Below are 15,151 nucleotides of genomic sequence, written 5' to 3'. Positions count from 1 at the left end.
CAGATTCAGGACTTTAAACGTTCTGATATAAAAATGGGATGCAACACCTTTTCATTTTATTGATAACTTGTCTTTACTTACATGCTATGGATGCTCAGGCGGTGGTAAGTTTGGAAACTGTATCAACAAAGTTTCGCAAAAAATTTGACCAGGCCCAAACAGAATATAAAAATGGCCAACTTGAAAAGGCCCGAAATTCATTTAGCAAAATCATCCAACAATTTCCGGATTTTATCGATGCCCAAATTCAATTGGCTTCCGTCTGTTATGAGCTCAATGATTATACAGCCGCTGCCAAACATTTCGAAACAGCATTAAAGTTGGATTCATTTTATAAGATTAAAGTTTATTATACCCTTGCTATAGTGCAGTATAAATTGGAAAGGTTTGCTCGTGCCAAGGCAAACATGGAAGTTTTTATATCAAAAGAATCATCCAATATAGATTTACTGAGCAAAGCAAAAACTTTGTACAAGAAAATTTCATTTGCAGCTGATTCTACGAATTATAATTTTGAGATTCAACAAAAACGCATAGCGGCATTTTACTCGGATTTTTCAGAATATATGCCTAGCATACAAGCAGATGGAAAACTCGCCTACTTCACGCGAAGAAGTCCAAGAGGTGATGAAGATATTTTTTATGCAATCAAACAGGATACAACTTGGTCGATGGCCGTACCATTGGATGTGATCAATACGCCATTAAATGAAGGCTCACCATCTATTTCAGCTGATGGAAAATTATTGGTTTTTACTTCCTGTGACCGAAGAGAAGGACTTGGTGGCTGCGATCTATATTTTTCGGAATGGGATGGAAACCAATGGTCCAATCCCAGGAATTTTGGTGAGCAAATCAATACTCCGGCATATGAGTCCCAGGCTTGTATCTCAAACAATGGAAGAACTTTACATTTTGTAAGCAACCGAAAGGGAACTTTAGGTGGGACAGATATTTGGTTTTCACATAAAAAGCAAGATGGAAAATGGACTACACCCAAAAACATAGGCGAGCCCATCAACACAACAGGAGATGATGTGAGTCCATTTCTACATTCGAATGGCATCACTTTGTATTTTGCATCTGATGGACATACGGGAATGGGGGGGAAAGATTTGTTTGTTAGCACCTTGGATTCAAACAATCATTGGAGCCAGGTCAACAATTTGGGATATCCTCCAAACTCAATTGGCGATGAATCTTCCTGGATTGTTCTTCCGAATGGTAAAACTGCATGGATGGCAAGTGACCATGAATACCTTGAAAATAACAGGATGAAAGCGAATTTGGACTTGTATGAGATTCCATTGCCAGCTTCAATGCAAGTTGTAGCTGCAACTTACGTAAAAATCAAGATTCAGGATAAGTCAACTAAAATTCCGTTGCAGGCGGAAGTAAAAATATATAACCTAAGCACTCAAAAATTAATGCTGGTTCAAAAAGCGGATGTGCTGGGACAAATTTTATTTTCAGTGCCTGCAGGATCCGATTATGCTATTCAAGTGCAACATGATTTATACAATTTATATACAGAGCAATTTTTATGCAATGAACCAAGATCCGTTTATCGACCGCTCCTATTAAATGTCGATTTATCCAAATTACAGGAATCCATTGATGTGCAAGTCGTTTTAAAGAATATTTTCTTTGAAACCGGATCTGATGTTTTGTTGCCTGCAAGTAAATTTGAATTAGATGCATTGTATAAAATCCTGAAATCAAACAACAAATTAAAGATTTTAATAGAAGGTCATACGGATAATGTAGGTGAGGAATTAGATAATCAATTGCTTTCTACAAATCGAGCCCAAGCAGTAGTGAATTATTTGTTGACCAAAGGCATCACGGCAGATCGTTTGGAAGCAAAAGGTCAGGGTGAATCTAAACCGATATCGGATAATAATTCAGAAGAAGGCAGACGTTTAAACAGAAGAATTGAATTTACAATTATTGACTAATGGCAGCCAGAAAGAGAAAATGAAAAAGTGAATATCCATGCAATAGCCAATAATGGTTTTTCCGTGGGAAGAAACGCAGAAGGAATGGTCGTTTTTGTTGAAGGAGCAGTTCCCGGAGACGAAGTAGAGGTTGAGTTCTTTGCCAAGAAAAAAGGATCCTGGTTTGGCAAAATAAATCAATTGATCCAAGCTTCCATACATCGCAAAGAGCCTCATTGTGCACATTTTGGGGTGTGTGGAGGATGTAGCTGGCAACATATTGATTATGCTGAACAATTGCATCAGAAGGAATTGTGGGCAAAGGATGCGATACAACGAATTGCCAAAATTCCAAATGCATTATTTGAACCTATTATCCCGGCCCGAGAAACTACTTATTACAGAAATAAACTTGAATATACCTTTTCAACGCATCGTTGGAAATTATTTAATGAAACTGAAACAGCTGAAGATCAAAATAAAGCTTTAGGTTTTCACCGTCCCGGGCATTTTCAAAAAATTGTTGACATCCATCATTGTTTTCATCAAGGGGGGGTATCAAATGACATTCGAAATTTTATTCGTGCATATACCATGGAACAAGGCTGGGATTATTATGATATTAAGAATCATACAGGCTTGTTGAGAAATTTAACTCTTCGAAGCAATAGTCTGGAAGAATATATGTGTATTATATGTTTTGGAAGGGATGATCAGGAGAAGATCCACCAATTGTCAAATGCTGTATCGAAAACATTTCCACAAATTAAAAGTATATATACCGCGGTCAACACTAAATATAACGATAGTATTTATGATTTGGATTTGCAACTTTTTTATGGAATTCCTTTCCTAACAGAAACATGGGAACATGTAAAGTTTCTGATTGGTCCGAAATCTTTTTTCCAAACAAATCCAAAACAGGCCCAAGTATTGTTTCAACTCATCGAAAGTTATTGTGAATTGAAAGGTGGAGAAACAATTCTCGATTTATATTGCGGGGTAGGAAGTATAGGAATTTATTTGGCCCGAAATGCAGCTAAAGTTATCGGAGTGGAAACCATTCAGGCTGCCGTTGAGGACGCCAGAAAAAATGCATTGGCCAACAATTTGGAGAACTGCGAATTTCATATGGGAATGGCTGAATCACTTGAGTTATCTTCCTGGATTTTAGAGCGCGCCAGGCCTGATATCGTCATCGTTGATCCTCCCAGAATGGGATTACACGACAAAGTGTGCCAGGAATTATTAAAGATGCAAATCGAAAAACTCATTTATGTAAGTTGCAATCCCTCCACTCAGGCAAGAGATATAGACCGGCTTTCGGAGAAATATAAAGTCATTAAACTGAGCCCTGTCGATATGTTTCCACATACCAATCATGTCGAATGTGTAGCCTTATTATCTTTGCGAACATGAGCGATCCGATAGAAAAATACTTGCAGCTGGAGGAAGATCTGAAAAGATACCGCAAAGCACTGAATAACGCATTGGAAATCATGCTGGATCAGGAACTTACGAACTATCCTATTTTTATTTTACATCAACAGGAGTTGGAAATGGGGGTAAGTCTTATTGAAGCAGGTCCAAATACAGGTGTATGGTCAGTGCACGCTTCCAGTCTGGAAGAGTTTTCCGTTAAAAACATTATTCTTGAAGATCGGATTGCCGAATTTCAAAAAGTATTTAATGAGCATACGGAGCATGTTTGCCTTTTTGTGTTATCTGAATTAGGAGCCCAGTTTATTTTCTATCCGAGAGACGAAACATTATACAAACCCTATGGAAATCTCAATTCATATAAAATTTTTACGAGATCTGACTTTTCAGGATGAGTTATTGCTCCAAGAATTATTGGATGAATGGGTTGATGATGCAAACCTCAAAATGATAGAAATCCAAAAAAGGATTGGGGAAGCTGATGCAAAAAGAATTTTTAATAGTTTGCATGAATTAAAAACTAATTTTACCATGTTGCGTTGTGGTCTGGCGATTCGGACTTCGGATATTTTATTGCATAAATTGGAACAAGGAGAACTCATTTCTTTTGAAGATTTGAATCCACTTGATGAAATGCTTAAAGCAATTATACTTTTAATTCAGCATAAATAATTTATTTATATTTTCAATTTCATTTATTCTATTATAAAAAAAAATTCATGAAAGGAATAATACTTGCAGGAGGACATGGCACTAGATTGTATCCGCTCACACTCGTTATGAGCAAACAGTTGATGCCAGTGTATGACAAGCCTATGATTTATTATCCTTTGACTACATTGATGTTGGCTGGAATAAAGGATATTCTGATTATTTCGACTCCAACAGATCTTCCAAAGTTTAAAGAACTACTGGCAGATGGCAGTCAGTTTGGAATTCAAATTTCTTATAAGGAACAGCAAGTTCCAAACGGCCTGGCACAAGCTTTTGTATTGGGAAAGGAATTTATTGGAAACGATTCAGTTTGTCTTATTCTTGGTGATAATATTTTTTATGGAAGTAAATTTCCGGAATTGTTGCGCTGTCATTCAAGCCTTGAAGGTGCTGTCATCTTTGCATATCCCGTTGCTGATCCTGAGCGCTACGGTGTTGTGGAATTTGATGCTGAAAATAAAGTACTTTCATTAGAGGAAAAACCAAAAACTCCAAAATCAAATTACGCGGTTCCCGGTATTTATTTTTATGATCATACTGTTGTCGAAATTGCGGAAAATCTTCAACCTTCTGCAAGAGGTGAATATGAGATTACCGATGTAAATAAAGAATATTTGAAAAGAGGAAAACTCAAAGTAGGAGTTATGGGACGAGGAATTGCATGGTTAGATACCGGCACTCATGAGTCTTTAATGCAAGCATCGCAATTTATTCAAGTCATTGAACAGCGACAGGGCTTAAAAATTGGTTGTCCGGAAGAAGTGGCTTATTTAATGAAATACATTTCCAAAGAAAAGTTGCAGGAGCAGGCAGTTAAATTGCAAAAGAGCCCTTATGGTGAATATCTAAGCAAACTCTTGATGTAGGAATTTCAAATATAAATAGATTTTGCATTGAAAAATCCCTCCTTTAGATGAATGGCCATCTATGGCAATACCTCATCAATTGGCGTTTTAAACTTTAGAATTGAATCTGCTGATTCATTCAGTAAAACCTGTGATGGAATTCCTTCTCAAGAATTCTGGTCTTTTAATTCATATAAACACAGTTTATAATATAATGGTATGGTTTTTGCTTTCATTGGCTAGCCTAATAGACCAATATGTACCACAAAACATTTGGTAAACTCTTCCTATGTATATTCCTATTTTCTTGTTTTACAGGCTTATATGGACAAATAACGGGAAAAGTTTACCGAGATTATAATGCCAATGGAAGCAGAGATTCCAGCTTGATTTACTTTGAGCCCGGTGTTGAAGGAATTCAGATTATTATTACCGGACTTCAGGGAAATACCAGCATTTCGTTTACAAATGAGCTGGGTGATTTTATAGTAAATCCTGTTGATAACCCGCCATACAGGGTAGAATTCAGGCAGCATAAAGCCTTTGATTATTGTGGACCTGTAAATCCTTTGCACCCTGATGAAAGCTCTTCTGTTCAATTTCTTTTGAACAATCCTTCAAACCTTGAGTATGGTATAAATTATCCAGGAAATTATTGTGTAGACCCTCAAATACTGACTCCATGTTATGTTATGGGTGATCCACTCGACCCGCAATCAGCTTTTACAAACTTCGATGCATTTATAAAATTTGATTATTTCGCAGGCGGCAAAAATGTAAATGAAATATTGCAAAGTCAACACGGTGGCATGGCCCCTAATGTAACGAGTCTCGGTACCGGCAGTCAAATTGGAAGTTGTTGGGGCGTAGCCATTCAGAAATCAAGTGGAAAAATATTTACCTCCGCTGCCTTAAAAAGGCATAGCGGAATTGGTCCATTATCTTATGGTGGTTTGTACGAATTAAATATGCAATCCAACAATGTTACTCCTTTGCTGGATCTCAACTCAATAGGTATACCATCAGGCGATTTTCCGAATAATACACAGCGAAATTTGCCTTTGCAAATTCCGCCCGTTTCAACAGATTCCTTAGCATATAGTAAAATTGGAAAGATATCTTTTGGAGGAATGGACATTTCAGAAGATGAAAAAACATTGTACCTCATCAATCTGCATACCCGCAAATTATATTCTATTTTTATAAATCTGCCATTTGAAATGCCCGATGCCGCAGATGTAGATTCATTCGACATACCTGATCCGGGATGTTCAAATGGTAACTTCAGACCCTGGGCAGCAAAAATGCATCGGCGAATATTGTATGTAGGGGTCGTGTGTGATGCATCCGGACCTATGGGATCGGCTTCAGATTTATCAGCATTTGTTTATGCATTCAATCCAAATACAGAAAGCTTTACCGAAGTACTCCAATTTCCATTGGATTATCCGGCTTTCACAAATAAATATAATTTCAATCCTTGGTTGGATACCTGGAATGGAGATTGTCCGGATGGCGGTAATGTGTTTTGTCAACACCCGCAACCGGTTTTATCTGATATTGAATTTGAAGATGATGATGTTATGATTGTGGGAATGATGGATCGTTATTCGATGCAAGGAGGCATTAACCAACACGATCTTGAAGGAAATGGAATACATACAATCATTAGTTTTGGAGATATCTTAAGAGCAAGATTTGATCCCATCCAATCAAAATTTATCATTGAAAACAATGCCAACGATGGCGTAAACGAAACGGCCGGAAGAAATACAGGATTTGGTCCCGGTGGCGGAGAATACTATTTTGGGGATCATGCGATGTCTAAAGTTGGATTGGTTGTTGAAAGAGAAAGTTTAAATGGCGCTTTGAGTTTGTGTCCCGGATATCGAGATGTTGTCAGTTCATGTGTGGATCCATTTGGTTCTTTCACCAGTGGTGTTTTACATTTGAATAATCAATCAGGAGACTGGGATAAAAGATATATTATTATACCTGAAGATTTTGGTTTGTTGATTGGTAAAAGTAATGCACTTGGTGATATGAAAATATTCAGCAAAGCTGCGCCGCTTGAAATTGGAAATTATGTTTGGTCTGACAGGAATAATAATGGAGTCCAGGATCCCACCGAACCACCTATACCGGGAGTTAGAATAGAATTATTGCACAATGATACATTGGTAGCATTTGCCATTACCAATGAATATGGTCAATATATCTTTTCAAATCAGGAGCCACCACAGAATAATCCATATCCAACATCATATATCTATAACATTACATCTTTGTGGCCACAAACAGATTATCGCTTGCGAATAACTGATCCGGTTTCACAAGCTGCATTGTTGAATTTTTTATTATCTCCACCTGATGATGGAGCTCCAAACAATGACCAGATTGATAGTGATGGTAAAATTGCAATGAATGGTGATATTTATTTGGACATTACTACAGGAATCAGTGGACAAAACGATCATTCATTTGATTTTGGTTTTTTCCAAACCATACCCGGAAAAGTAGCATTAAAAGATCTTCAATATACATTATGCAATCCATTGACAAATGGATTTGATCTCTCCTTTAATTTAGTGGCAAGCAATTGTCCGGTAGGGAATATTTTTATTGAACTTTCAAGTGGTGAGACCCAAATAGTACAAGGAGTTCCCGATGGAATCGTCCATGTGCAATTTAAGAATTTGGCAGCTGATGGAATTGACGATATCATCATCAGAGCCTATTACATTTTTGATCAGCATTGCAGGGTCGATTCCATCGATGCTTTTGATCAACCGGAGAATTGCTGTCCTCCGCTCCAAAAATTATGCAGCAATAGAGATGCCCTGATTCAATTACTTGCTGTGCCGGGCATGGTGCATTATTGTTGGTTTGACAGTACTACACAAACAATCGTTGGCAATTCTGAAAATTTATTATTTGATAAAACATTTTTTGGTCTGGAAGATGGTTATGAAGCTTATTACTATTATGCTATTGACATTTCAGGAGATACTACATGGCAACATTGTAACTACCGGGTACAAATTGTGGAATGTTGCGGCTTAAAAATCAACACCTTTTTGCAAACCGAATGTAATAATAACGGTACTGTAAATGATCCATCAGATGATTGGTTTGCGGTGCTCGTTAGCGCTGATAATACACAACCGGGACCCACCAGCCGATTTGAGGTACTGTTGAACGGAAATATTTTAGGGACATCATCATATGGATCCGCAATTTTAGTTGGAATGGCACCTAATTCTGATTTTCATGCAGATGGAATTTCAACATATAAAATTGAAATCAGAGATGCTGACAATTATGATTGCCTCGATTCGCTTTTCACAACTCCATCTATTTGCCCTAGGCCCAATATCAGTGTTCAAAAAACTTTATTTTCAAATACCATTCAATCTGATGCTTCGCATAATATCATTTATCGAATTGAGATTGAAAATCTTGGAAATGAAACGGGTAGTTATACATTACAGGATATGCCCGGTTTTGATAATGATATCAAAGTTTTAGCTGCATTTTACACCACAAACATTCCCGGAAAGGGAGGTGGTGCGCTGTTTGGGACAGGACCGTGGACTATTATTTCAAACCAGCTTATTGCTCCAGGTGTAAAACATACAGTATTTCTCACAGTCAATGTAAAAATAGATTTACGACCTGGATCTGATGGTGATAATATTTATTCTGCATGCGGTTTTTCTTCCAATATTCCGGTATCTGGTGAAGGATTATTTAATCGCGCACTTCTGGATTTTAATGGAGATGGGCAATACGATCTTGCAGATACCATCTGTACAGATATACCCTATCTCGAATTAAATAAAGTGCTGTTGGAAGTCCAACAAACGGAACTCGAAAAATATAGTTTAAAATACCTCATTACTGTTTACAATAAAGGTGGCGCCACCGGTGATTATAATTTGCTGGACAGGCCAACTTTTGATGATGACATCATAATACAGCATGCAGCTTACCATTCAAATACCGGTGCAGCTGGTTTGTTACCAATTATTGTTCCTGTTGATGGATGGATTTTAAGTCCATCACAACAAATTCAGATAGGCGAAAGAGATAGCTTTTTCATCGATCTCATGGTGCAAATGGACTTTGATCCAATCACTCAGGGAAATAATATCTATCGATCCTGTGGTTTTACAAATAGTGCTATTCCAAGAATTGGTGAAGGACTATTTAATGTAGCCATGATCGATTTAAACAATGATCTTCGTCCTGAAAAGCGAGACACATTTTGCGGAGATCTTCCGCAGATCAAACATGAAAAATATTTAATTTCTAAAGAAAAATTAGTTGATGAGTCTATTATTGTAAAATATCTGATTGTTGCACAAAATAAAGGCGGTGCAGCCGGTATATATTCATTATATGATCTTCCTCAACTTGAAAATGACTTGGTGATTTCATCTGCTTCATTTAAAATAAATAATGGGCAGTCAAATAATTTATCGAATACCCCGGGTATTCAAGGTTGGGCATTAGCAATTGACAGATCTTTAGCTGAATTTTCTTCAGACAGTTTTTATATAGACGTACACCTTATCCTCGATTACAGTGCAGGAAGTACCGGTGATAATTATTATCAGGCTTGTAAGAAAAATGAGCAAGGTGCATTTCTGGCTGGATTTGGCATTTTTAATGAATCATTGTTAGACATCAATCAGGATGGACTTTCAGATGAAAAGGATACGGTTTGTACGGATTTTGATTTTTTTGATTTGGCTCTTCGTAAATATGAAATCACATCCACTACAGCAACAAATGGAGATTATGTAGCATTCCGTATTGCAGTTTACAATCAGGGTAGTTTACCAGCACTTCAAGTTGATGTTTTGGATTATTTACCAAAAAATTATTCATTTGATCCAATACTAAATCCGCAATGGCAATTTCTGAATGACACTACTTTACTATTAAATATTGATTCCTTAGGTCCGGGCGATAGTCTGATAACAGATTTAATCATCAGTATTCATGCTGGCTTTAAGGATGTAAATGATGTGATCAATGCTGCTGAGATTAGTTCTTTTAAATCTCCGAATCATATTCCACCTGTGGACATTGACTCTAATCCGGATAGTGAAAGGAGAAATGATAATCTTGTGATGCCATTCGACCCGAATGATGATTTTTTAAAAGGACATAGAAGGACCAATCCAGGTGAGGATGAAGATGATCACGATGTAGCGAACACGATCATATTTGATTTAGCATTGCGAAAAGTGAGAGCTAATATGATGGCAACGGGCTATCATCAAAAAGTGGATTTTAATATCTGGTTGTATAATCAGGGAAATGTGCCTGCGCAAAATATCACTTTGGTGGATTATGTGCCGGATGGATTTATCTTTCATGCTTCTGATAATCCGGAATGGACATCTATTGGAAACAACATGGTCACATCTGAAATTCCAATTATAATAAACCCGCGAGATTCAGTTGTGAAGACCCTTACTCTGGAATTGTTACCTACAACTGATCCCGGTGACTGGGTGAATATGGCTGAAGTTAAGAATGCATTTATCGTTACCGTTCATCATATATTGAATATTCTTCAAGACGATTTTGATAGCGTTCATGATATGGATATTAGCAACGATGCGGGTGGAATTATTTCTACAGATTCGGATGATCATATAGATGATGATGGCATGGATTCCAATATGGATGGAATTTTTGATGAGGATGATAAAGATCCAGCCACAACTTTTGTGTGGGACCTTGCTTTGAAAAAAGTACTCCTGAGTCCAAAACCGCATACCATCGGACAGGATCTTGAGTTTGAAATCACCATTTATAATCAGGGAACAGATTCCGCAGGACGCGTTGGAATCCGCGACCACATCCCTTCAGGATATGATTTTGTGTATGCTAAAAATCATCCGACTTGGAAATTAGATGGAGATCATGCTGAGCATATCATGCGGGAACGCATCAATCCTGGAGATAGTCTTAGTGTCAAATTGTATTTAAAATTAAAACCAACTGATGATTTTGCAAACTGGATCAATTATGCTGAAATCGTTGGTTCACAGAATCTCGATTCATTAGACAGAACAGGTCAGGATTTTGATAGTCGCGAAGGAACAGATCACTTATTAGAAAGAGCTGTTTTACCAGGCTCACCAAATGATAATAATATAAATTCTCAGGACCTTGGTGGAGATGAAGATGATCATGATCCTGCAGCACCAAGTATATTTGATCTTGCATTGTGCAAATTATATCATGGAAATTTGCCGGTGAATTATGGAGATACTGCTATCTTTTCTATTAATGTATATAACCAAGGCAATATTCCTGCGGTGCAGTTTTCCGTAGTGGATTATTTGCCAAACGGTTTCACTTGGTTGCCAAATACTGGATGGATCTATGATGCCGGGACCCACTCGGCTACATTTACAAAAGACACTTTATTAAATCCCGGCGATAGTGTTCGTCTATTTATTCAAATGCGCGTGCAGCAATATGCGGGAGGTGTTTTCAATTTGACCAATTTTTCTGAAATTGTACGAGCTATAGATTTTGAAAATAACATTTACTTGCAAGACCTTGACTCCAAATTCGATTTTAATAAAAACAATGATCCGGGTGGTATTCCAAATTCCATCAGCGACAATTTTATTGATGATGATGGAATGGATACTGATGGAGATGGAATCATGGATGAGGACGATCACGATCCAGCGATGTTGTTATTACATGATCTGGCTTTGCGAAAAGAGAGTCTTGAACCATCGGGGGATACCGCGATTTTTAGAATAAAAATTTTTAATCAGGGAAATATTCCTGCAAAATCGGTTTTGATAGGTGATTATTTGAATGTAGGTTACCATTGGTTACCCACAAAAAATCCCGCTTGGATTTTAAATGGTTCACGGGCAGAATACCGATTCAGTAAGACATTAAATCAAGGAGATATTGATTCTGTAGATATCAAATTATTAGCCGTACCAAGCACTGAAATATCTGATTATTTCAATTGGGCTGAAATCTTACAGGCTTTCGACACCAGCGGTATGGATATCAGCATGTTGGACGCTGATAGCAAACCGGCATCTGATGCTCCACATGAACGATTGGTGAAGCCGGGAGATACAGACGATAACAATATCCTGGGAGGAGGATTATTAGCAAACCAGGATGAAGACGATCACGATGTTGCGGGATATGGTTTAAGAGCAAGCATTGGTGATTTTGTTTGGCACGACCGGAATGCAAACGGAATACAGGAACCAGGAGAGGAAGGTATTGCGAATGTGATGGTTGAGTTGTACAGAGCCGATACCAAAGCTTTTGTTAAGTCGACAAAAACAAATGCTTCGGGCAGATATTTATTTGACAATATTTTACCTGGAAATTATTTTATTAAATTTATAATACCCGGCGGTTACACCATCACGAAGAGTAATATAGGAAATGATTTAGAAGATAGCGATGTCGGTACTGATAATGGGATTAACGCAACTGAAAATACCAATCTGATGAGTGGCGAAGAAGACCTGAGTTGGGATCTTGGTTTGTTTAAATGTATTCCAATTACAGGATTTGTATTTTATGATGGAAATAAAGATGGCATTCAACAAAATGCTGAAAATGGAATCAATGGCTTATTCGTTTATATCTACAAATTGCCTTCTAACACCTATTATACCCGTGTTAAAACGTATTCGAACAATACCCGTTTTATTCATGATGGTTATTATAATTTTTGCGTCGAACCTGGGGATTATTATTTAAGAATTGCCCCATTAAGCGGCTTTGAGCTTTCTCCGCCGCTCCAAGGTAGTGATCCGTCACGAGACTCTGACTTTACAGAAGACTATGGTATTTGGACGAGCTATAAACTGAGTGGATCTTCATGCGATACGATTAGGGATATTGGGGCAGGCGTTTATAATCCGGCTTTGGGAATAAAAACAAATACCCGTGATTTTATTTTATATCAGCAAGAATTGGAAAGGCCGCTTGTAAATATCAACCAAATTCAATTAAGCGTATCAGCTGGAAACAAATCACATGTTTTGAAATGGCAAATGGAAAATCTTACGTGTTCAGATGCTTTCCGCATTGAAAGAAAAATTCCGGGAACAAATGTGTTTGAATTTTATAAGGTGTATCATCCTGTCAAATCTTCAGAAATAATTTCTAATTGTGAATTTACAACAGAAGTACCGGAGATACATTCTATTGGAGAATATGTCTACCGCGTAATTGGCCTGGATGCAAATCAACAGTATCTGCAAAGTAATGAAGTAAGTATTTTCAATAACGAAGTTGTTCAACCAAAATTAGCCTGGCTGTTTCCGAATCCGGCAAATGAAATAGCGATATTAAATTTAGAGAAATCTGTCGAAGGTTCTGTTAAAATTGCGATCATCGATATGTATGGAAAAGAATTGCAATCTACCTGTATCACCGTAGAGAAAAGCGAGAAGCATACTCAGATAAAACTTGACTTAAAGTCCATCCCTAGTGGGTTGTACTCCATAGATCTAAAGGCAGGCGGAATCAATGAGCGTCTGGCATTGTCCGTCCTTAAATAGAGAAAACTATTCTTACCGGCGTTAAAGACCATTTAGCATTTTGTTAAGTGGTCTTTTATTTTTGTTATCATCTTGATGCAACTTTTTATGTACAGGGAATTACAAGAACCTGAAACCGGATTTAAAATGAATCTACTGCGTAAATTTTTTTGAAAAATATCGGATGATAAAAATAGATGCCATTAAAAAGATAAGGACATAATAAAAAGGTACAAAACAAATGGCATATAGATGCGTTCGGTCAATGACCCACATCAGACATAATAATAGAGAGATCATCCACATCAGACCGTAGATTTTTTCAAATCCGGGAATATCATCCAGATTTACATTCCTTTTAATATAGTAAATGATCACAAACATCATTACAATAGGCAAAAATTGTAATAAAAGTTCTGCATCAAGGATACTCCTCTTTTCAAATAGAAAGAAATACACATTGAGTGTCACTGCAAAGATTCCGGGAATACAAACCAAATAAATAATAAAACTGTACATCCAATTCCATGGATATAACTGAGCTTTTTGTTCGGCCAAATTATTTAATAATAAAACAGCCAATAAGAGTCCTCCATAATAATATAAAGTGATCATTGGATTTTCCTGAATCCAATTAAAAAATTGTTGTAAGGTCATGTCTTAACTATTTTATAGAAAAAATTGTAAGCTTTCAAACATTGCGACTAAAACATGCAGAATAACAAGCTTCTTCTTCATGAAAAAAACGGGGATACATTCCATTTTGAGTGGCTAAACCCAACACTTCCTCCTTGCTGAATCGTTGGGCGTTGCTTGGAGCATACCAGTCGTAATTTGTTATTTTTGAAAGTTCGAAACCCCAATCCTCTCTCCAGAAACACTTTAAAAAATTCCAATAAATAAATCTTTGAATATCGTACTCACCGCCTTTAATTCCAAGTAATGGAATGTCAGGACATTCGAAATTCACTTGCAGAGCTGACAATCTCTTTCCAAGTTCTGTAAGCTGTTCTGAAAAATTCCACATATCCTCTTTTGAAATATGGTGTGTACCCTTTCTAAAGTAATCATCAATTAATTCCCTTGGCAATGCTTTTTTTCGATAGAAGTAACAGAGAAACTCTCCGGTTTGGGAAGTGCATTCAGCAAGATGAACAAACGTTCGTTCGGGATTTTCTGTATGCATGATGACCTGGTCGCATACAACTACATCGCAAGAATGTGGTTTTAAACCTGTAGCAGCAATATCGGCTTGCAAAAACCATAAGTTTGTTAAGTCTTTGTAAGACTCAGCAGCAATTTGAGCTGCATCAGATATATCGATACCTATCACTAACGCATGAGGAGCCAATTTAGCTAACCAGGCAGCTTTATATCCGAGGCCACAACCCGTATCGATAATTACCTTTTTAGGAATTAAGTATTCTTGCAACGCGAGCTCTGTTTCAAAACCATAAAGTTTCAAAAACCATTCTTGCTGTGTTTGATAGAGTTTTTCAACATCTTCCAAAGTATGTGTTGAACTCCATTTGTCGGTGAAAACATCTTTGGTTTGCTGTTGATTGTCTTCCAATGTCGAAGCTGACTTTAAAAAATTAATTTTATTGCCATCAATGATGATAGCCACTTCAAAAAGTTGTTGAATTATTTCCGACAT

Annotated in this window: 8 protein-coding genes; 6 read left to right on the top strand and 2 right to left on the bottom strand. The window is 37.1% G+C overall.

Annotated features, from left to right (window positions below):
• The first annotated feature begins 38 nt into the window (after window positions 1-38).
• The 6 genes from IPM92_16140 (at window position 39) to IPM92_16115 (ending at window position 13,515) form a co-directional block, all read left to right on the top strand.
• Window positions 39-1,958 carry a PD40 domain-containing protein gene (locus IPM92_16140; protein ID MBK9109853.1) on the top strand — a complete coding sequence of 640 codons (1,920 nt, stop codon included), beginning with the start codon at window positions 39-41 and terminating at the stop codon, window positions 1,956-1,958.
• A gap of 27 nt (window positions 1,959-1,985) precedes the next feature.
• On the top strand, window positions 1,986-3,356 hold the full coding sequence (gene rlmD, locus IPM92_16135; GenBank protein ID MBK9109852.1) for a 23S rRNA (uracil(1939)-C(5))-methyltransferase RlmD: 1,371 nt from the start codon (window positions 1,986-1,988) through the stop codon (window positions 3,354-3,356).
• On the top strand, window positions 3,353-3,772 hold the full coding sequence (locus IPM92_16130; GenBank protein MBK9109851.1) for a hypothetical protein: 420 nt from the start codon (window positions 3,353-3,355) through the stop codon (window positions 3,770-3,772). The genes rlmD and IPM92_16130 overlap by 4 nt, the downstream gene beginning before the upstream one ends.
• A complete protein-coding gene (locus IPM92_16125; GenBank protein MBK9109850.1) occupies window positions 3,720-4,049 on the top strand; it encodes a hypothetical protein in 330 nt (109 codons plus the stop codon). Before IPM92_16130 ends, IPM92_16125 begins: the two co-directional genes overlap by 53 nt.
• 47 nt (window positions 4,050-4,096) lie before the next feature.
• Window positions 4,097-4,957 carry a glucose-1-phosphate thymidylyltransferase RfbA gene (rfbA, locus tag IPM92_16120; protein MBK9109849.1) on the top strand — a complete coding sequence of 287 codons (861 nt, stop codon included), beginning with the start codon at window positions 4,097-4,099 and terminating at the stop codon, window positions 4,955-4,957.
• Between the two features lie 236 nt (window positions 4,958-5,193).
• Window positions 5,194-13,515 carry a DUF11 domain-containing protein gene (locus IPM92_16115; GenBank protein MBK9109848.1) on the top strand — a complete coding sequence of 2,774 codons (8,322 nt, stop codon included), beginning with the start codon at window positions 5,194-5,196 and terminating at the stop codon, window positions 13,513-13,515.
• A gap of 132 nt (window positions 13,516-13,647) precedes the next feature.
• Here IPM92_16115 and IPM92_16110 read toward each other — a convergent pair whose 3' ends face one another.
• Both IPM92_16110 and IPM92_16105 read right to left on the bottom strand, forming a co-directional pair.
• Entirely contained in the window at window positions 13,648-14,151 is a 504-nt protein-coding gene (locus IPM92_16110; protein MBK9109847.1) for a hypothetical protein, read from the bottom strand.
• Between the two features lie 34 nt (window positions 14,152-14,185).
• Entirely contained in the window at window positions 14,186-15,151 is a 966-nt protein-coding gene (locus IPM92_16105; protein MBK9109846.1) for a class I SAM-dependent methyltransferase, read from the bottom strand.

The sequence above is a fragment of the Saprospiraceae bacterium genome (assembly GCA_016719615.1).
GTDB lineage: Bacteria > Bacteroidota > Bacteroidia > Chitinophagales > Saprospiraceae > Vicinibacter.
This window is presented reverse-complemented; position numbering and strand designations above follow the sequence as displayed.

What these genes read in the sequence shown, in the direction of transcription:
- IPM92_16140 (MBK9109853.1), top strand. Translation starts at nt 39, where the DNA reads ATGCAACACCTTTTCATTTTATTGATAACTTGTCTTTACTTACATGCT.
- IPM92_16130 (MBK9109851.1), top strand. Translation starts at nt 3,353, where the DNA reads ATGAGCGATCCGATAGAAAAATACTTGCAGCTGGAGGAAGATCTGAAA.
- IPM92_16125 (MBK9109850.1), top strand. Translation starts at nt 3,720, where the DNA reads ATGGAAATCTCAATTCATATAAAATTTTTACGAGATCTGACTTTTCAG.
- rfbA (MBK9109849.1), top strand. Translation starts at nt 4,097, where the DNA reads ATGAAAGGAATAATACTTGCAGGAGGACATGGCACTAGATTGTATCCG.
- IPM92_16115 (MBK9109848.1), top strand. Translation starts at nt 5,194, where the DNA reads ATGTACCACAAAACATTTGGTAAACTCTTCCTATGTATATTCCTATTT.
- IPM92_16110 (MBK9109847.1), bottom strand. Translation starts at nt 14,151, where the DNA reads ATGACCTTACAACAATTTTTTAATTGGATTCAGGAAAATCCAATGATC.
- IPM92_16105 (MBK9109846.1), bottom strand. Translation starts at nt 15,151, where the DNA reads ATGTCGGAAATAATTCAACAACTTTTTGAAGTGGCTATCATCATTGAT.